General features: G+C 43.8%; 19 protein-coding genes. 6 read left to right on the top strand and 13 right to left on the bottom strand.

What is annotated here, in order from left to right:
• Position 1: 1 nt before the first annotated feature.
• Both OGM16_06910 and OGM16_06905 read right to left on the bottom strand, forming a co-directional pair.
• Positions 2 to 1,321: an amidohydrolase family protein gene (locus OGM16_06910; GenBank protein UYJ47969.1), complete on the bottom strand. Its 1,320-nt coding sequence runs from the start codon at positions 1,319 to 1,321 to the stop codon at positions 2 to 4.
• A 9-nt stretch (positions 1,322 to 1,330) separates the two neighbouring features.
• Entirely contained in the window at positions 1,331 to 1,492 is a 162-nt protein-coding gene (locus OGM16_06905) for a hypothetical protein (GenBank protein UYJ47968.1), read from the bottom strand.
• 13 nt (positions 1,493 to 1,505) lie between these two features.
• On the opposite strand from OGM16_06905, the gene OGM16_06900 reads away from it, so the two are divergent.
• On the top strand, positions 1,506 to 1,703 hold the full coding sequence (locus OGM16_06900; GenBank protein ID UYJ47967.1) for a hypothetical protein: 198 nt from the start codon (positions 1,506 to 1,508) through the stop codon (positions 1,701 to 1,703).
• A gap of 22 nt (positions 1,704 to 1,725) precedes the next feature.
• Here OGM16_06900 and OGM16_06895 read toward each other — a convergent pair whose 3' ends face one another.
• The 4 genes from OGM16_06895 to OGM16_06880 form a co-directional block, all read right to left on the bottom strand.
• Positions 1,726 to 3,468: an EAL domain-containing protein gene (locus OGM16_06895; protein UYJ47966.1), complete on the bottom strand. Its 1,743-nt coding sequence runs from the start codon at positions 3,466 to 3,468 to the stop codon at positions 1,726 to 1,728.
• 182 nt (positions 3,469 to 3,650) lie between these two features.
• Positions 3,651 to 4,163, bottom strand: coding sequence for a hypothetical protein (locus tag OGM16_06890; GenBank protein UYJ47965.1), 513 nt, complete (start codon positions 4,161 to 4,163; stop codon positions 3,651 to 3,653).
• Between the two features lie 2 nt (positions 4,164 to 4,165).
• Entirely contained in the window at positions 4,166 to 4,510 is a 345-nt protein-coding gene (locus OGM16_06885) for a cupin domain-containing protein (protein ID UYJ47964.1), read from the bottom strand.
• Between the two features lie 100 nt (positions 4,511 to 4,610).
• Positions 4,611 to 5,339, bottom strand: coding sequence for a 4Fe-4S binding protein (locus tag OGM16_06880; GenBank protein ID UYJ47963.1), 729 nt, complete (start codon positions 5,337 to 5,339; stop codon positions 4,611 to 4,613).
• Positions 5,340 to 5,422: 83 nt separating this feature from the next.
• Between OGM16_06880 and OGM16_06875 the strand changes: the two genes are divergently transcribed.
• Positions 5,423 to 6,088 (top strand): Crp/Fnr family transcriptional regulator, encoded by a 666-nt coding sequence (locus OGM16_06875; GenBank protein UYJ47962.1) that lies wholly within the window; start codon positions 5,423 to 5,425, stop codon positions 6,086 to 6,088.
• 20 nt (positions 6,089 to 6,108) lie between these two features.
• Here the strand turns inward: OGM16_06875 and OGM16_06870 are convergent, their stop codons facing one another.
• Positions 6,109 to 6,723: a hypothetical protein gene (locus OGM16_06870; GenBank protein UYJ47961.1), complete on the bottom strand. Its 615-nt coding sequence runs from the start codon at positions 6,721 to 6,723 to the stop codon at positions 6,109 to 6,111.
• 174 nt (positions 6,724 to 6,897) lie between these two features.
• Between OGM16_06870 and OGM16_06865 the strand changes: the two genes are divergently transcribed.
• Positions 6,898 to 8,454: an ATP-binding cassette domain-containing protein gene (locus OGM16_06865; GenBank protein UYJ47960.1), complete on the top strand. Its 1,557-nt coding sequence runs from the start codon at positions 6,898 to 6,900 to the stop codon at positions 8,452 to 8,454.
• Positions 8,455 to 8,739: 285 nt separating this feature from the next.
• On the opposite strand, the gene OGM16_06860 is transcribed toward OGM16_06865, so the two are convergent.
• Genes OGM16_06860 through OGM16_06845 form a run of 4 tightly spaced genes read right to left on the bottom strand, consistent with a single transcriptional unit; the run spans position 8,740 to position 13,966 of the window.
• Positions 8,740 to 9,603, bottom strand: coding sequence for a YitT family protein (locus tag OGM16_06860; GenBank protein UYJ47959.1), 864 nt, complete (start codon positions 9,601 to 9,603; stop codon positions 8,740 to 8,742).
• Between the two features lie 7 nt (positions 9,604 to 9,610).
• Entirely contained in the window at positions 9,611 to 10,738 is a 1,128-nt protein-coding gene (locus tag OGM16_06855) for a C45 family peptidase (protein UYJ47958.1), read from the bottom strand.
• A 17-nt stretch (positions 10,739 to 10,755) separates the two neighbouring features.
• The gene (locus tag OGM16_06850; GenBank protein ID UYJ47957.1) at positions 10,756 to 12,327 is read right to left on the bottom strand and encodes an AbgT family transporter; all 1,572 of its coding nucleotides are present in this window, start codon (positions 12,325 to 12,327) and stop codon (positions 10,756 to 10,758) included.
• A gap of 13 nt (positions 12,328 to 12,340) precedes the next feature.
• Positions 12,341 to 13,966, bottom strand: a complete 1,626-nt coding sequence (locus tag OGM16_06845; GenBank protein UYJ47956.1) for an amidohydrolase — start codon at positions 13,964 to 13,966, stop codon at positions 12,341 to 12,343.
• A 202-nt stretch (positions 13,967 to 14,168) separates the two neighbouring features.
• On the opposite strand from OGM16_06845, the gene OGM16_06840 reads away from it, so the two are divergent.
• From OGM16_06840 to OGM16_06830, 3 genes are all read left to right on the top strand, one after another.
• Positions 14,169 to 15,146 (top strand): LysR family transcriptional regulator, encoded by a 978-nt coding sequence (locus OGM16_06840; protein UYJ47955.1) that lies wholly within the window; start codon positions 14,169 to 14,171, stop codon positions 15,144 to 15,146.
• 69 nt (positions 15,147 to 15,215) lie between these two features.
• On the top strand, positions 15,216 to 15,956 hold the full coding sequence (locus tag OGM16_06835; protein UYJ47954.1) for an RluA family pseudouridine synthase: 741 nt from the start codon (positions 15,216 to 15,218) through the stop codon (positions 15,954 to 15,956).
• Between the two features lie 155 nt (positions 15,957 to 16,111).
• A complete protein-coding gene (locus OGM16_06830; GenBank protein ID UYJ47953.1) occupies positions 16,112 to 16,783 on the top strand; it encodes a hemolysin III family protein in 672 nt (223 codons plus the stop codon).
• Here OGM16_06830 and OGM16_06825 read toward each other — a convergent pair.
• Together OGM16_06825 and OGM16_06820 are read right to left on the bottom strand one after the other, a co-directional pair.
• Positions 16,768 to 17,061: a GIY-YIG nuclease family protein gene (locus OGM16_06825; GenBank protein UYJ47952.1), complete on the bottom strand. Its 294-nt coding sequence runs from the start codon at positions 17,059 to 17,061 to the stop codon at positions 16,768 to 16,770. The genes OGM16_06830 and OGM16_06825 overlap by 16 nt on opposite strands.
• Positions 17,062 to 17,424: 363 nt before the next feature.
• Complete coding sequence (locus tag OGM16_06820; protein UYJ47951.1) at positions 17,425 to 18,324, bottom strand: TPM domain-containing protein; 900 nt, start codon at positions 18,322 to 18,324, stop codon at positions 17,425 to 17,427.
• Between the last annotated feature and the right edge of the window lie 10 nt (positions 18,325 to 18,334).

Raw genomic sequence — 18,334 nt, 5'->3', positions numbered from 1 at the left:
ATCATGTATTTACTTCCTCCATGTATTTCATCGCTTCATAAAAGATTTTTTCTTCATCCAGAGTGAGGATTTCACGATTCTTCATCAGCAGCCTTCCATCTACAACCATATCACAGACATCAGACGCTGTAACACATTCTAACAGGGTATTCACCAGATTACCAGTAGGATATAAATGAGGCTGCATGATATTAATGGTGATAAAGTCCGCCTTTTTGCCTTCTGCAATGATACCTCCATCTTCTTTCATCAAGTGATATCCCTCTTTTGTAACCATGGAAATGATCTGGGCTGCAGGCATAATGGCCGGATCACTCTGGGCAACACCATGTTTTACATTCATTACAGAACGGAATATCTTCATTTCATTCCATAAACTTAATCCACCATGAGCTGCACCGTCTGTACCAAGTCCTACACAAATGCCATCTTCCAGAAGAGCCGGTGTTTCCGGAACTCCTTTTGCACAATTGCTGAAAGGGCAGTGACATACTTGCACATTCCGTTCATGAAGGATCGATCTTTCATGGGCCGATACCATGATGCTGTGGGCACCGATAAAACGGTCACTTAAAACACGCAATGAATCCAGATATTCATAAGGGCGCATCTTAAAATGCTGAAGAAAGAAATTCACTTCTCCCGGATATTCGTTCATATGAGCCTGTAAAAGAGCCTGACGGTCATCTGCATGCTCTGTTATCTGGCGGATCAGACTTTCAGAACAGGAGATCAGGGAACGCAAAGCATAAGCTGACTTCAGTCTCTTATATTCCCCACAGAATTCATAAAAATCATCTGCCCGGGCAACAGCCTCTTCTGTTGTAGTTGCAATAGACTCCGGAAGTCCTTTTTCATCCATGGTAGAAAGGGAAAGTGTTCCACGCAGTCCCGCCTTATCATAAACCTTCACAGCTTCTTTCATATGATAGCTTCCTGCGTCAATAAAAGCCGTAGTTCCTGATCGGATCATTTCCAGAGCAGCCAGCTGCGCACTCAGCTTCATTTTTTCCGGTGTCAGGGTACTCTCAAAAGGAAGCATGATACGGGTCCAGATCATAGGAAGTTCATCTAACACGCGGCCCTTTAGCAGCTGCTGTCCTGTATGCATATGACAATCTGCCAGACCAGGCATCAAAAGTTTGCCGCAGCCGTCTAATACCTGTGGTGCAGCTTTTCCAGGTTCTTTGACCTTTAAACTGCTTTCAGAAGCAGGTGCGATCTTTGAAAAACGGCCATCTGTCACATCTACTGTCTGGTCTTTTAAAATCGTTCCGTCTTCTGTCAAGACAGATACATGAGTAATACGTAAATCAACCATATTGACCTCCTAGATCGCTCCTGCAGCCATTAATCCCATTTGAGCAATAATTGCTGAGAATACAAAAGTACCTGTCATGACAAACACACCGATCAGTATCATTTTCCAGCCCTGTTTTAAGAAGGTATTGATCTGGTCACTGATAGAAACACCAGCATATGCGCCTACCATAGTAAGAGGTGCGGTGAAATTGATCTTTCCGGCAGATGCAATGACAAATTCACGGCATGGGGAAATAGGGGATGCTGCCAGCAGTCCGATAATAGAAACATATGCAACAATAGGAAGTTTTAAAGGAACTACTTTACTTACTGCAACCCCTGCAATAGCGATTGCCAGCAGAATGCACGTTCCTGGAAGAGAGTCAGTAAATGCTACATGAAAGGCTTCGAGAAAACATCTAACTACCGCCCCTCCTGCAGCATTTTTTCAAATTCATCTACTGGTACCGGCGGTGAAAACCAGTATCCCTGAACTTCATCGCACATGGTATTTCTAAGGATGGACGCCTGTTCCGGTGTCTCAACTCCCTCACATACAATATGATAGCCAAGACCTTTTAACAGGTTGATGATCTCACGAAGGAAATAAATACCCTTGGGAGTGATCTCGCAGTTATTAATAAAGGCCCGGTCTACTTTCACCGTATTTACCGGAATATCAATAACTGTATTTAATACTGAATAGCCTGCTCCAAAATCATCTAAAGCAGTCCGAAAACCAACTGTCCGAAGCTTTGCAAACAACTGTTTTACATGGTCATAATCAGAAACAGTGGCAGTTTCTGTAAGCTCTAATTCTGTAAGAGCCGGATCCACACCATACTTTTCCAGAATAGCAGTATAACGATGGATGGTATCGCTGTTCTGGGCATGGAGCGCTGACGCATTGATAGAGATCAGACGCTGTGGAAGTCCCTGTTCTTTCCATTTTGCCAGGAGTTTTACTGTTTCCTCAAACATATAGAAATCCAGGTCAATGATACGGCCATTTTTCTCATAAACCGGGATAAAGCTGTCCGGCGGAAGCAGTGTTCCGTCTTCTTTCTGCCAGCGGACTAAGGACTCCGCCCCTACGATCTTTCCTGTGGTCAGTGAGAAGCGTGGCTGAAGATATACTTTAAATTCCCGGTTTCTAATGGCTTTGTCAATCCCTGTGGCGATCTCATTTTCCATATTCTGCCGGTCTGCCATAGTCTTGTCATAAACGCAGACTGTTACCGGAGAATTGTCCTGGATCTGATGTCTTGCATAGTTTGCAGCATCAATAGCAAAGGACGCCCCGGCGCAGTCCCCTTCTACTTTATAAACGCCGGTGCGCAGACGCAGTTTCGCTTCCGGGTATTTTCTCTGCTGCCGTTCAATAAATCCACTATTGATACGATTGATGGCATCTATAGAAGTGTCATTCCATTTTTCTTCAAAGAAAAGCAGGAACTGATCTGCTACCACTCTGGTAAAATGAGCGGTATTGCACTTTTTCAGTGTATCAATAATATAACCGGTAAATTCCCTCAGCAGCTGGTCTCCGGCTGCATATCCATATTTACGGTTAAAGTATTTGAAATTTTCAAGATCTGTATAAACTAAAAGATAGCCTTCTCCCTTTCCGTCAGTGAGCACATTGTCTATTTCTTCCCTGAAGCGGTTGAAGGAAGGCAGTCCTGTAACCTTGTCATATTCCGGATAACCAGTGCAGCAGCTGCACGGTGTCCCTGCCGCTTTCATCTGGACCAGTTCATGTTCTAAACGCTCTTCCTGGTGCCACTCCCCAGTCACATCAATGACCATGCCAAAAAGAATGTCTGATTCCCCTGCATCCCCTTCTTCTGAAATGGAAACTGTCTCAAGACGTTTTCTGGAAATACCGCCATCATCATCTACTTCCCTGATATCAATAGGGCCTTTGATACGTCCGCTGTAAAATTCAATAGCTTTCCATCGGTCATCTGGATATATCCGTGTTTTGTCCCTGAGATAATCGCAGTATTCCGGAATCTCTGCATCTACTTCCAACTCTTTATTGTAACGTATCAAAGTATCTGTTTTTACATGATATTCAAATATGATAACACCGCTTTTTTCTAAAATAGCGGAAAGATGCTTCAGCATTCTCCTGCTGTCGTTCTCTTTACTGCGCTTTGGCATCTTTTTTTCCTCCTCTTATCTCAAGTACCATCCCCAGGTGGAATTACACTCATGGTTTAATTATACATCATACTTTACCATATTTGCATTTGCGATTCAAGTTGATTCCCGCTAATACTTATCTGGCATTTTTGCCAAATTTTTCTAAAACTTTTCTAAAGCCTTACTTTTACAGATACTGTTTACAGCAGTTCTTTTACTGTGATCTCTGCAGCATCCATTTCTTCTATAGCCGGGAGTATTTGCTCCGGTTCCCAGTCCTCTGCCAGGATAAAAAGTCCTTTGTAAACAGCAGCCATGATATCCTGGAAACGGCTGTCTTTTTCATTTCCATTTTCAATAACTTTAAATACATCCCGTCCTGTTTTTTTCAATCCTGAAAACAGGCGTATCTTAAGAGAGCGTACCTGGACCGGTCCGTTCCAGAAGCGGTCCATATCGTAATCGTCTGTATTTCCGCACTTTGCCACGCAGGTGGCGCAGCCTGGGGCAACTGCCAGTTTTTCAGCCCTTATCTGTTCTAACTGCTTCTCAAGCTCTTTTTCATCTGCATCCACTCTTACCAGGACAGACAGGGCGCATGTTACCACCCTGTCTGTGTTTTCTGTCTTTAAATGACTATATGTGGTCCTGGCAAGTCCGATCAAAGCTCCTGTAAGAATATCTTCCAGCTTTTTTTCTCCCTGAAGTCCCATTTTTACTCCTGCTCTGTTGGAAATACAACGGTCAACAGCATTTTAAAGGTTTCTTCCGCATAAACAGCGTGAGGAACCTTTGCTGGCATAATAAGAACGTCACCAACGCAGCAGAAATGCTCTTTTCCGCCTACTGTAAACTTGCCTTTTCCCTCTAACACCTGTACCATGGCATCGCCTGTGGAATCATGGGTGCTGATCTCTTCACCTTTGTCAAATGCAAATAAGGTTATACTTACAGCTTTGTTCTGGGCCAGTGTACGGCTGACGATCTGACCTGGCTGCACAGTTACCTGGTCTGCTAATGGAAGTACGGTTTCGTGTTCAATGTTTTTAATAAATGCCATTTTTGTTTACTCCTGCTATGATCTTTTCCCCGCCTGCTGGGCGGGGAGTGATATCCATTTTGCTTTTTATTTTTTTCCCAGCCACCGGGCAGAGAGACAGTTAATCCAGTATCTTACCATCAATAGAAATGGTCACCACCTGCCACGGAATAAACTTTCCGCTGTTTTTTAAAGCTTTGATGGCCGCCTGCTCCAGACCGCCGCAGCATGGAACTTCCATGCGCACTAAAGTGACGCTCTTGATATCATTTGCTGCAATGATCTCCGTCAATTTTTCACTGTAATCGCAGTCATCTAATTTAGGACATCCGATGAGAGTTACTTTGCCTTTTACAAAATCCTTATGGAAGTTTCCATAGGCATAGGCAGTACAGTCTGCTGCAATCAGCAGCTTTGCCTGATCAAAATATGGTGCCTTGATCGGTGCCAGCTTGATCTGTACCGGCCAGTTGCTTAACTGGGAAGTAATCGGCGCTGCACTTAATGCGCTTTCTTCTGCCTGGTCTGCTTCCTGGTTTTTACGGTTCATCTGACGCATACGGGTTCCCGGACATCCGCCTGCCGGTGCCGGATGAGCGCCTGCTGCTGCTTTTTTCTTCTTATTTTCAAGTACAGCTGCCTCATCATATGCAGCTGCCTCTCTCTCTATAAAGGAAATGGCGCCCGCCGGACAGGCTGGAAGGCAATCGCCTAAACCATCACAATAATCATCTCTTAATAATTTCGCCTTGCCATTTACCATTCCAATGGCACTTTCGTGACAGGCCTGGGCACAAAGTCCACAGCCATTACATTTTTCTTCATCAATATGAACGATCCTGCGTATCATTTCTATACCTCCTTGACATTATACAAGGAATATACTACAATCACCTGCAAATGTATGTTGTTCTGACAACAAAAGGAGAGAAAATGGATCATAAATTGTTGGAAAATGCACCCTTATTTAAAGATGTAGCCCCGGAAGAGATCGATGCCATGCTCCAGTGCCTTGGCACGGAAGAAAAGGAATACGAAAAAGGCGAGATCATCTTCCACGCCGGAGATGTGATCCATTCCATCGGACTGGTCCTTACCGGCCGGGTCCAGATCGAAAATGATGATCTCTGGGGCAATAAAAGTGTTCTGGAAAGCGTGGGGCCCGGCTTTGCCTTTGCGGAAAGCTATGCCTGTCTTCCCGGAGAACCCCTTATGGTCTCGGCGATTGCAGCTGAGCCTTCAAGGATCCTGTTTTTAGATACAGGCCGGGTACTGACCGCCTATCCATCTGCCTGCTCCCATCACAGCCGCTTAGTCCAGAACCTGTTATATATTTCTTCCCAGAAAAATTTAAACCTGTCCCGCCGTATCTTCCACACCTCTTCCAAGTCCATACGGAGCCGCCTGTTATCTTATCTGTCCTTCCAGGCTGCTAAAGCAGGAAGCCAGGATTTTTATATTCCTTTTAACAGACAGCAGTTAGCCGACTATTTAAGCATTGACCGAAGCGCTATGTCCGCAGAGCTTAGTAAAATGCGAAAAGAAGGGATACTGGAGACAGATAAAAATCATTTTGTTTTAAAGTCAGACCTGCTGTAGCAGCAGGTCTGTTTTTTGTTTTATCTTCTGGCTTCTCTTGTTTTTTCGATCAGCCTGCGTATTCCCTGTTTCGGATAAGAAAGCAGTGCTCCAAAATCTACAGCCAGCTGGTAGCGTTCTTCCTCGGTTCCGCCACACTGGCTTTCCAGCTCTTTCTGGCGTTTTTTCAGTTCCAGATAGGTCTCATAAACGTCCTGGGTACGGAAAAACAAATAATTATATTTATCCTGGTTTGCCTCTGCCAAAAACAGATCCGTAATCAGCGCCTCATCCTGTGGATGATAAAGGATCCCGTATTTCTCGCAAAGCCGCTTTACCTGGGGCAGATAGGAGTCACGCTCTGCCTTTGTATCACATGGATGGCTCATTGCCAGCTTTTTAAGGCCGGATGCCACCATTTCACAAAAGCAGTCCATAACACCGCACTCATAAGAGTAATGATCAATCGGCACTTCCTTCTCTGCTTCCTCTAAAAGCACATACTCATCCTTATCCAGTGAAAGAGGTATTCCCGATACGCTTGTAACATTCGCTCCCCCATACCAGGTGCTGTCCACCTGAAAAATGTCTCCTATCTGATATTCTGCAGAATACTCGTCATTTTTTCGGATGATCTTTATTTTTTGTTTATCCATAAGCAGTTTTACCTCCTTGCTGCAGCTTCAACATACATCTTATTTGCCTCATCTTAACATATTCCCCCTCAAACCTCAATAGCTGTGAAAAACCGGTTGCCATAGCCCACTTTCTCATGTAGAATGGGCTTATCTGTGCTGCCATCTATTGTTTTGTAAGGAGACAAGTTTGTAATGAGTATATTAAATGTAGAACATTTAAGTCACGGTTTTGGAGACCGGGCTATTTTTCAGGATGTGTCTTTCAGGCTTTTAAAGGGAGAACACATTGGTCTTGTGGGTGCTAATGGTGAAGGCAAATCCACTTTTATGAATATCATCACCGGAAAACTGATGCCTGATGAAGGCAAAGTGGAATGGGCAAAAAATGTAAATGTAGGCTATCTGGACCAGCATACGGTCCTGGAAAAGGGCATGTCCATCCGCGAAGTGTTAAAAAGCGCTTTCGCTCCCCTTTTTGAAATGGAAGAGCGCATGAACCATATCTGCGACAATATGGGGGATGCAGATGAAGCGCAGATGAATACCATGATGGAAGAGCTGGGAACGATCCAGGATCTTTTAATGGCCCATGATTTTTATGTGATCGACTCTAAAGTAGAGGAGGTCGGCCGTGCTCTTGGGTTGGATGAGATCGGTATGGACCGTGACGTAACGGAGCTTTCCGGCGGTCAAAGAACCAAGGTCCTTCTTGGAAAGCTGCTGCTTCAGAAACCGGATATCCTTCTTCTTGACGAGCCTACCAACTATCTGGACGTACAGCATATTGAATGGCTGAAGCGGTATCTTCAGGAATACGAAAATGCTTTTATCCTGATCTCCCATGATATCCCGTTTTTAAACAGCGTCATCAACCTGATCTATCACATGGAAAACCAGCGTCTGGACCGTTATGTAGGCGATTATGATAAGTTCCAGGAGGTTTATGCTGTAAAAAAAGCCCAGTTAGAGGCTGCCTATAAACGCCAGCAGCAGGAGATCGCAGAACTGGAAGATTTCGTAGCCAGAAACAAAGCCCGTGTTTCCACCAGAAATATGGCTATGTCCCGCCAAAAGAAGCTTGATAAAATGGAAGTGATCGAACTGGCAAAGGAAAAACCAAAGCCAGAATTTAATTTCCTGGAAGCCCGCACTCCAGGTAAATATATTTTTGAGACTAAAGATCTGATCATCGGATACGATGAGCCTCTTTCCCGTCCTTTAAACCTGACTATGGAACGGGGGCAGAAATGCGTTTTAGTAGGTGCAAATGGTATTGGAAAAACCACGCTTTTAAAAAGTATCCTTGGACTGACACCAGCTTTAAGCGGTTCTGTAGAACTGGGAGATTATCTTTCCATCGGATATTTTGAACAGGAAATGGCTCCCGGCAATACTACCACCTGTCTGGATGAAATCTGGAAGGAATTCCCGTCTTATACCCAGTATCAGGTGCGCTCCGCCCTTGCAAAATGCGGTCTGACCACAAAGCACATTGAAAGCCAGGTCCGCGTATTAAGCGGCGGTGAGCAGGCCAAAGTACGCCTGTGCAAGCTGATCAACCGTGAAACCAATGTTCTTCTTTTAGACGAGCCTACCAACCATCTGGATGCAGATGCAAAAGAAGAATTAAAACGTGCCTTAAAGGCTTACAAAGGAAGCATCCTTCTCATCTGCCATGAACCGGATTTTTATGAAGGTCTGGCTACAGATGTATGGGACTGCAGAGACTGGGCACTGCGTTTATCATGATCTTACCATGATCATAAAAGGCTGCTTTCAGATCATTTACTATGAAAGTCCCGGACGGCAGCCGCGAATGAGCCATGCTTGCATGAGCGAATTCACGGGTATCGGACGGGCAAGCCGGTATGAGCAAGGAGCGCGATAGCGCGGATTGTGAATGCTGGCGACGATTGCGGGAGCACCAAAGGTGCGGAGCAATCGGCTTTCATGAATGGTGATGCCTGCGTCAGCAGGCATGTCCGTTTAAATTGAATGACCTGAAAACAGCCTTCTGTTATTTCTGATTATCTTTTATTTTGAGGAAATATCTTCAATAAAACCTTCTCCGAATACCTCCTTCACATCACTTACAATAAGAAACGCCTGCTTGTCATATTCCCGGACAATATCCCTAAGCCAGACGATCTCTTTTCTGGGAACAACACAAAACAGCATGTCCCTTTCTGTTCCGGAATACATTCCTACTGACCTTACAGCAGTAACCCCTCTCTCCATATTTTTCATGATCGAACCTGCGATCTCTTTACTGCGTTCAGAAATAATGATCGCAAGTTTCGAAAAATTCAGACCATCTAAAATTCCATCTGATACGCGGCACACTGCATAGATCGCTATCATCGCATACAATGCTGATCCCAGTCCAAATACAGAAGCACCTGCCAGTACTACCATTGCATCAAGGACCTGCATGATCTGAGATACAGAATATTGACGGATCTTCAGATGAAGCAGGGCGGCGAGCATATCCGTACCCCCTGTAGTGGCATGTACTGCAAATAAAATCCCTGTTCCAACTCCGGAAAGAATACCACCAAATAAAGCTGATAAAAAGATATCATCTCCGGCAATGGTCATTTCCGGCAAAACATACAAAGAGACTGACAAGGACACAGTTGCTATAAATGTCCTTTTAATAAAATTCCATCCTTTCAAACGCCAGGCAGCCAGAAATAATGGAATATTCAGTAATGTATTTGTCAGCCATAAGGGTATATCAAACAGACTTTTAAATATGATCGCCATGCCGGATACTCCACCGGTAACAAGGTTCACAGGATCATAAAGGTTTTTTATTGCAAACCCCATTAAAAATGCTGCAAAAATAATCACTGCGTAACAGGCCAATTCAGTTTTTACTGCCCTGAAATCCTTCATTTTTATTTCACCATTTTTCTATCTGATCCCAGTCAGATTTTTTATGCGGACGTTCCCACATATATTCTTTAAATTCCCCACAGCATGGGGTTCCTTTACATACCCAGATGCGGCGGTCTGTCACATCCATAAGGATACACCCAAGCGTACTGATCCGGTTCAGCTCTGTCTTTCTGCTATCACCGTGTCTGCAAACGCTGAAAGGATATCCAAAATGATCCTTAAAGGCATCCTTTATATCTTCCATGGTGACTGCACCTGCTTTAGGCTGAAGATGTTTTAAAATTCTTCTGTCACGATATAAAGTTCCCCCCAGTGCATCTACCTGATATGCATAATGTGGATGACGGATATGGTTACTATGGGCTATCAGACCATTTTCCGGATACAGCACCAGCTGTCCATCCTTTAGTTTTTCAAATCCCATGGCATCACCGCCGCAATAAGCAGCCACATAATACATTGGAAGCATTGATTCCGCTCCGAATATCTGATTCACCGCATCAACATAACGGTCCTGTTCCAAAAATTTACGGCGGATAAATACAGATGGGATTCCAAAAACTTCAGGATTATATGTTTTTTGCAGACTGTTGACTCCCAGGGCAATTCCTGCCTGGTTCATGCCATATCTGGCAAGCTGTCCTGCCTCTGTAACGATCATCAGATCCGGACCGTCATCTCTAAGTATCTGTAAGATCACGGTGCCGAATTCCTGCCATGTATAAGTGTCCCAGTTCTGCGCCAGGATCGTATGTCCATTGGCAGAAGCATCCGGCAATACTGCAACGCTGGAACAGCCATCCAGTTCCTCCTTATCAGAAGGGGGTCTGCGGACCAGAGTCATAGCTTCAGACCGCGAATTTAAGGTTAAAAGGTCATCAAACTCTACATCTGCGCCCTGGGCGATCCCTTCTAATTCATCTAAAAGTTCCGGTGAGTAAGAACGGATAAAAGGAAGAAATTCTTTGGATATCACTTTTGCTTCATCCCAGCTTACCGCAGTGTGACCGCCATTAAAAAAACGGATATAGCGTTCCAATACTCCCTGTATCAGTTCTTTACATTGAACCCCATAGTCTACTCCACGTTCTCTGTGGTTTTTACCCCGGATAGTGAAAACAGGCATCTCCATATTGTTCTCTCCTCTCTTTACTTGATAAACATAGTAACACCAGGGCCAAGGGGCAGGTTAAATGCCCACCAGACACCTAAAATAAGCAGTTCCGTGATCATAGTCGCTATTGCATATGGCATACAGCCTGCAAAAACCGTTCCCATACCCGGTGTTTTACTCTTGTCTGTATTATACTTACCCAGAAGGCCTACGATCAGTGCCACATCAGAAGAGATCGGTGCGATCGCATTGGTAGCAGAATCTCCGATGCGGTATGCTACTGTAGTTAAAGCCGGGCTAAAGCCGATCGCATAAAGCATTGGGATCAGGATCGGTGCCAGGATCATCCACTTTGAAGATCCGGAAGTCATAAATAAATTTAAAAATGTAGAGAAAAATACAATAAATACAATAAGACCAAATCCATTGATACCTGATGTTTTTATCCATTCAGCACCTGCAGCACCTAATGCAGTCGGAATATTAGATGCATTAAACAGGTAAATAAATAAGGAGGCCGGAAGTGCGATCACCATGAAATTAACCATGGAATTAATACTGCCTGCAAGCATCTTAGGCAGGGAATTCCAGTCTTTTAAAGCACCAGTTGTACGTCCATAGGCAATTCCTGTAACCATAAAGAATAAAAATAACAGTGTTAACACACTCTTTAATAACGGAGAGTTAGGAACAAGGCTTCCATCATCTGCACGGAAAACAGAATTTTGCGGAATGCATATGATGACCAGTAATGCCAGGTAAATAACTGCTGCGATCCCTGTATTCCGGAGTGCCTTATGCTCCAGGGGAGATAAATCTTTATCTGAAGAGCCAATCTGAATAAGACTTAAATCCTTTGCTTCGCCGATAAAGCCTCTGACAAATTTTGTTGTTACCACGGTAAATACCACTGTCAGGATAATGGCGCATGCAAACATAAAATACCAGTTCTGAAGTACATGTACAGTAGAGGTGTCGATTCCCAGAGAAGAACATACAGATTCATTGATACCACTTAACAGTACATCCAGATTTCCAACAAATACATTGGCAGACATTCCGGCATTACCTGCCGCATATGCCAAAATGATGCCCAGCCACGGATTATACCCCATTGAAGCAAATACCGCCGCTGCTACTGCTGTACAGCCTAAGATACCTGCATTAGAGGCTGTATTTGCATTGATCGCAATAAATGAAACAATGGCAAATACAAATGCCGGACGTACACCTGCGATCGTTCTCTTAATAAACGCACCGAACAGTCCCACCTGTTCTGCCAGTCCGATGGACAGCATCAGCAGACCCATCATCATCATTGGTGAAAAGTTATAATAAATACTGTATAAATTCTGTGTTACATAATTTATGGTCTCTTTATTTAACAGGTTCTTTATAGTCACTGTTACAATTTCCCCGCCTGTTCCTTTGGAAGATGCACTTTCATAAGTCACAGAAACACCTGCAAATATCACAGAAAGAACAATTGCCACCACGATTAGGATCGTAAACAGATAAAATGGATGCGGAAGTTTATTACCAATAACCTCAACACCATTAATAAACCGGAAAAACAACCCCTTTTTTTCTTCTTTTGTCTTCTCCATACCTGATTCTCCTTTACTTTGTTTCATATACAACTTCTCCGCCAACAACTGTCTGCAGGGAGCAGATATCTTTTATTTCTTCTTCCGGGCATTTCATATAGTCACGGTCGATCACAACAAAATCTGCCAGTTTTCCCGGCTCGATACTGCCTTTTAACTGCTCTTCAAATGCTGCGTAGGCCGCCCAATTTGTATAAGAACGCAGTGCTTCCTCCCGGGTCATTGCTTCCTGTGGATGCCATCCTCCTTCCGGTTTTAAATGCTCATCTTTTCTTGTTACCGCACAATACATGCTTAAAAATGGATTGCAGCTTTCTACCGGTGAATCCGTTCCGTTTGGTAAAGGATTTCCCTGGTCGATCAATGTTCTCCATGCATATGCACCTTTTATGCGCTCTGCTCCCAGACGTGCATCTGCTACATTTTTATCCGTCCGTAAAAATACAGTCTGATGAGTAGGTATAACCCCCAGTTTGCGGAAGCGTTCTATGTCTTCCGGGGCAATGATCTGGGCATGCTCACTTCTAAGACGTGCATCTTTATCTGGAAGCTCCTTTAAAAGCTGTTCATATACATCCAGACACTGACGATTAGCTGCATCTCCAATTGCATGGCACCAGGTCTGGAAACCAGCCCTTCGCGCCTCATACAATACAGAATACAACTGGTCATTTGTCCACTTTCCATTTCCTTTATGACCTGGCTGGTCTTCATAGTCTTCTAACATCCATGCACTTCTGGCTCCTAAAGATCCATCAAGGGATATCTTATAGGCTCTGGCTGTAAGACGATTGTCATACATACCAATTCGGAGTCCCTTCTTAAAGAATTTTAAAGAGCCTTCCATCAGTTCCTGGTAATTCGGACGTCCCAGTACACGCATACTTACATAGATCCTTAATTTCAGACGCTCTTTTTCATATAATTCCTGCCATGCTTCCACCCACTCTTCCGGTGAGCCGGCATCCTGAACAGATGTTAAACCATTTGAAAAGAATTCCTGCTGGGCCAGCAATACGATCTTCTGGATCTGTTCCTTTGTATACGATGGTATCGCTTTATTAAATGGATCCTGCGCCTGATCAGTAACCACACCAAGGAGACTTCCATCCTGCTTATGTAAAAATTCTCCCCCTGCCGGGTCTGGTGTATCCTTTGTGATCCCTGCTGTTTCAAATGCCTTTGTATTCGCCCATGCAGCATGTCCGCAGGCTCTTGTAAGGTATACCGGTGAATCCGGAGCCACAGCATCCAGGTCTTCTTTGGTAGGAAATGATGGATCATCCCACGTATCATTGATCCATCCCCGTCCAATGATCCATTCTCCTTTTTTCGCACTGCTGTAAGCATCAGCAACCATGTCCAGGATCTCCTGCTTTTGTTTTGATACCAGATTCAGGTTCAGCTTCATAGCACCTGTATTGGTAATGTGAAGATGGGCATCGATCAATCCAGGCAGTACCGTTTTTCCCTGAAGATCTATGATCTTCGTGTGTTCGTCACAATTTTCAAGAACCTCCTCTGTACTGCCAACAACACTAAATCTGTCCCCCGACACCCCGAATGCAGCGGCTGTGGAAAATTTATCATCTGCAGTATAAATATTCCCGTTGATCCATGCCATATCCAGTTTTCGCATCTTGATTCCTCCTCCTGTTTTTACATCATATTGACAGCCTTATTATTTTCAGCTAATATGATTGTAACTATTTTTGCAAATATAATCCAATACTAATTATTTATAAATTCTATAACATAAATGAATTGAATTTTCTGAATACTTATTCATTAGAGTTTCATCCTCTATTACAGTTTGTATTCCGCAGAAAGGATGATCATAAATGGATCTGGATAAGGTCACTTACCTTCTGGCACTTGCCGATACCAAAAACTATTCACGGGCAGCAGAACAATGCCATATATCACAGCCTGCTTTAACACGTTATATTAAAAACCTGGAAGAAGAATTAAATGTAACACTATTCGACCGGTCTTCCTTTCCCATCCGGCTTACCTATGCCGGGGAGCGATATATAGATGGTCTTTTGAAGATCCTGGAAATGAAAGAAAAACTGGATAAGGAAATGAGAGAAATTGCAGGGCATGTTCAGAACCAGATCTCGATCGGCATGCACAGCACCCGCTGTTACAGCTGGCTTCCCCGCATTCTTCCTGACTATCAGAAAATCTGTCCCAAAGTAAAGGTCAAGCTGAGCGAGGGAAATTCAGCTAAATTACAAAAGGATGTAAAAAACGGGGCGATCGATGTATTTTTTATATGTTCAAAGCCTTCTGATCTTGATGGTCTGACATTTGTCCCTCTTTTTCAAGAAGAAATGACTCTTATTGTAAGCCGTACTGCAGCTGTTTTTCATAACTTAATACTTCCGGAAAACATCCCGGGAGTTCTCCAGTATATTCCTCCTCGTATTCTGGAACAGATTCCTTTCATTTCCCTGACACCGGGACATGGAACCTATGAATTTGCAAGGGAACAATTTAAAAAATTTCAAATATCCCCCTCTGTTTCTATGGAGCTGGATAATTCACCTACCGTGTACCGTTTAGTTCCGCAAAACAATGGCTTTGGATTTGCTCCCGTAACTGTTACCTATGAAGAAAAATTTGACTATACACCTATTTTCTGCTCCATGGACCATCATGTAAGTTCAAGGGAAATCGGATTGTTATACCGGGATAGTTCTTCATTATCTCCTGCAACCCGCCAGTTTATCCAGACAGCCAGAGAAGTTATCCCCAGTTTTGTAAGATCTGAGATCCCTCATTTTGAAGTCCGGGAAGATATTAACTTTTCTTAACTTTATTATAAGGCGACATCACCATAAATGAAAGTTTAAAATAATAACACCTGAAAGGTAAACCCAACCATGCTTTCCATATTATATGAAGATAACGATATTATAGTCGTAATAAAGCCAGCCGGTCTGGAATCACAAAGTGGAAAAAGCTTTGCCCCGGACATGGTCAGTGAAATACGAAAACACCTGGCCAGTCATCCACAAGATATCCACAAATTAACAAAAGAAACATCCACAGCTTCCAAATATCCACAGCCACCTTATGTAGGAGTTATCCACAGACTAGACCGTCCGGTATCTGGTATTATGGTATATGCCAAGAATCCCAAGGCTGCAGCTTCACTTAGTACCAGCCTTCAGCAGGGAAAAATAGAAAAATGGTATCAGGCTGTGATCTGTGGAAAACCTGTGGATAACAATGGGACATATGTGGATTATCTTAAGCAGGACAAGAAAAACAACTGTTCACGGATTGTGGATAAGTCTGATCCTGACGGAAAAAGAGCTGAGCTGGAATACAAAGTGTTAGACTGTATGCAAACGGAGGAAAAGGATCCCCAATACTTAAGTCTGGTGGAAATAAAGCTGCTCACCGGCAGGCATCATCAGATCCGGGTTCAATTTTCCGGTCATGGAACACCTCTTTATGGAGATGGCAAATACGGAAATAATGAAAAAGCTGTAAGAAAAAGCCTTGCTTTGTGTGCCTGCCATTTAAGATTTAAACATCCGGCAACTGGCCGGATCATGGATTTTCAGATAAAACCGGATACAGGAGCTTTTAAATTATTCAGTAAAAACATATCATAAATACAAAACGTCGGACCTTAAAAAGTCTGGCGTTTTTTTATCCTTGCATAATTCCATCACTTGTTGTATAGTATTAATTGTAATGACATATAGTATTGATTACTACATATAAAAGTTTTCAAAGCTTATATGACACATGCAAGGAGGTATCTGCTATGAGTGCAAAAATAAAAAGAAATATCTGCCGTATGAAAGATCCCGGAAGCGCCATTACCCATCTGATCGCTATGGTGGCCGCTGCCATTGCATCAGTCCCGCTTTTGATCAAAGCAGCAAAAACGCCAGGCTACCTGCATCTGGCAGCACTGGCGGTGTTTATTTTAAGTATGATCTGTCTGTATGGGGCAAGTACCTTGTACCATACACTGAATATTTCTCCTGTTATCAATAAGCGTCTGCGCAAGCTGGACCATATGATGATCTTCGTCCTTATTGCCGGAACTTATACACCGGTATGCCTGATCGTTTTAGGAGACCACACCGGCTGGAACCTTTTAGGTCTTGTATGGGGCATTGCCCTTGTTGGGATCATCATCAATGCTCTCTGGATCACCTGCCCCAAGTGGTTTTCTTCCCTGATCTATATTGCCATGGGATGGGTGTGCATCCTGGCTATCTCCAAGATCATCGCTGCACTTCCAGCTGGTGGCTTTGCATGGCTTTTAGCAGGCGGCATTATTTACACCGCAGGAGGAATTATATATGCATTGAAACTGCCGATTTTCAATTCCAGGCACCGGTACTTTGGCTCCCATGAGATCTTCCACCTGTTTGTCATGGGCGGCAGTCTCTGCCACTATATGATGATGTATCAGTTCGTGGCATAAAGCTGACTTTCTGAAGCCACGAATATGTCCATATTACAGCCATGGGCGATCAGCTCCTCCTTCTTCTTCCGGGGGAGCTGTTTTATTGCATATTCCCGCTTCATGGCCTCCTGTTTTGTCCCAAAGGCTTCATAATAGGCCAGTGTCACCGGTCTTCTTGACTTCGTATATTTGGCTCCAGTGCCGCTGTTGTGGGCATGGAGCCGTTTTTTTAAGTCATTGGTCCATCCGCAGTACAATGTCCCGTCTGCGCAGTGGAGTATATAGGTATAATTCATATCTTTCCCCTGAAGCTTCCTTCTGATCCTGAAGTTTTCCCGGATTCCGGTAATCTGTACATCCTAAACCATACATTTTATGTACTGGTATAATCCACGATAATTATCGATTCATTACACACAGGATAAATTTTCATGTGCAAGGAAGCTGAATGAGGCGATGCCAGTAGCATCGTCGATTGAAGCTGACGCGGCATATGGAAATTTAGACAAGTGAAAGGGGCGGATAATTATTGTGGATTATACTAGGCAGAGCCAGAAAGCTCTGCCTCTCCAGGCTCCGGAACCTGCAGATCTATATAAAGCATCAGCGGATGCATCTATTATCATCATACGCTGCTGCTTTTAAATTGTGCCAGCTTCTCAAAAACGTCTTCCGCCGCCTCCATGACTGCTCCCGCTGCTGGAAGTATGTATTGTGCTGCGTCCTGCCGAACTGCTTCCAGAATGTCCTCTGCCTCCGCTTCCACTGGAAGTATTTCTTGGAATAGGTACAGAACGCACATACTTATTGACCATTTTGTCCCCGGCAACAGAAAAATGGAACGCACAGTCCGCCCGGTAAGCCTGAAGACTGTTTGATACCTCTCTGCTGCTCTGTTTCATAGCATAACGTTTTTTTATATCCAGACATACGGATCCAGCTAAAATTCCGGCGATCACCATTGCTATTGCCACCTCATACAAGCGGATGCTGTGGTAACGGACGATCTCGCCTGTATCCCGGTCATAAGTATACTGACCGGATTCCACGCCCTCTTTTACATAGGCCTTTACATCTTCCAGAAAATGCTCCGTAGCTCCTGCAAAGTCCCGGTTTCCCAGATCTCCATATACATCATCTAAAATGCTTTCAATACGTTCATCTGTAAGCATATTGATCATTGTACCTGTAGTTGAAATATAGCATTCTCCCCCCGGCTGTCCAGGTCCGTCCATATAGTATAACAGCAGTACACCGCTGGCTTTCTTTCCCACACCAAAGCCACCGTAGTCATAATAATCATCTGCATATTCTTCTGCTGAACGTTCCCCGTCTGCATAAGCGCTGACTATGACCACATCCATCTTTGTGCTTTTTCTGCACTGGGCAATTTTTTCTTCCAGCTGTATTATTTCTGTTTCACTAAACAGTCCCGCCTGGTCAAATACGCGGGGCTGGCCGCTTACTGCTCCCGTCTGGTCCGCCCATACTGCCATACTGCCCATAACTAAAAATGTACAGATCAGCAGACAGATCATTATCCCTTTTATCTTTTTCATCTCATCACCT

This window comes from Lachnospiraceae bacterium (assembly GCA_025758065.1).
In the GTDB taxonomy this organism is placed as follows: Bacteria; Bacillota; Clostridia; order Lachnospirales; family Lachnospiraceae; genus Enterocloster.
Note: the sequence above shows the minus strand (reverse complement) of the source record. Positions and strands in the feature narration are given on the sequence as shown.

What these genes read in the sequence shown, in the direction of transcription:
- OGM16_06820 (UYJ47951.1), bottom strand. Translation starts at nt 18,324, where the DNA reads ATGAAAAAGATAAAAGGGATAATGATCTGTCTGCTGATCTGTACATTT.
- OGM16_06825 (UYJ47952.1), bottom strand. Translation starts at nt 17,061, where the DNA reads ATGAATTATACCTATATACTCCACTGCGCAGACGGGACATTGTACTGC.
- OGM16_06870 (UYJ47961.1), bottom strand. Translation starts at nt 6,723, where the DNA reads ATGGATAAACAAAAAATAAAGATCATCCGAAAAAATGACGAGTATTCT.
- OGM16_06830 (UYJ47953.1), top strand. Translation starts at nt 16,112, where the DNA reads ATGAGTGCAAAAATAAAAAGAAATATCTGCCGTATGAAAGATCCCGGA.
- OGM16_06880 (UYJ47963.1), bottom strand. Translation starts at nt 5,339, where the DNA reads ATGATACGCAGGATCGTTCATATTGATGAAGAAAAATGTAATGGCTGT.
- OGM16_06875 (UYJ47962.1), top strand. Translation starts at nt 5,423, where the DNA reads ATGGATCATAAATTGTTGGAAAATGCACCCTTATTTAAAGATGTAGCC.
- OGM16_06835 (UYJ47954.1), top strand. Translation starts at nt 15,216, where the DNA reads ATGCTTTCCATATTATATGAAGATAACGATATTATAGTCGTAATAAAG.
- OGM16_06840 (UYJ47955.1), top strand. Translation starts at nt 14,169, where the DNA reads ATGGATCTGGATAAGGTCACTTACCTTCTGGCACTTGCCGATACCAAA.
- OGM16_06910 (UYJ47969.1), bottom strand. Translation starts at nt 1,321, where the DNA reads ATGGTTGATTTACGTATTACTCATGTATCTGTCTTGACAGAAGACGGA.
- OGM16_06855 (UYJ47958.1), bottom strand. Translation starts at nt 10,738, where the DNA reads ATGGAGATGCCTGTTTTCACTATCCGGGGTAAAAACCACAGAGAACGT.
- OGM16_06895 (UYJ47966.1), bottom strand. Translation starts at nt 3,468, where the DNA reads ATGCCAAAGCGCAGTAAAGAGAACGACAGCAGGAGAATGCTGAAGCAT.
- OGM16_06865 (UYJ47960.1), top strand. Translation starts at nt 6,898, where the DNA reads ATGAGTATATTAAATGTAGAACATTTAAGTCACGGTTTTGGAGACCGG.
- OGM16_06845 (UYJ47956.1), bottom strand. Translation starts at nt 13,966, where the DNA reads ATGCGAAAACTGGATATGGCATGGATCAACGGGAATATTTATACTGCA.
- OGM16_06890 (UYJ47965.1), bottom strand. Translation starts at nt 4,163, where the DNA reads ATGGGACTTCAGGGAGAAAAAAAGCTGGAAGATATTCTTACAGGAGCT.
- OGM16_06860 (UYJ47959.1), bottom strand. Translation starts at nt 9,603, where the DNA reads ATGAAGGATTTCAGGGCAGTAAAAACTGAATTGGCCTGTTACGCAGTG.
- OGM16_06905 (UYJ47968.1), bottom strand. Translation starts at nt 1,492, where the DNA reads ATGGTAGGCGCATATGCTGGTGTTTCTATCAGTGACCAGATCAATACC.
- OGM16_06850 (UYJ47957.1), bottom strand. Translation starts at nt 12,327, where the DNA reads ATGGAGAAGACAAAAGAAGAAAAAAAGGGGTTGTTTTTCCGGTTTATT.
- OGM16_06885 (UYJ47964.1), bottom strand. Translation starts at nt 4,510, where the DNA reads ATGGCATTTATTAAAAACATTGAACACGAAACCGTACTTCCATTAGCA.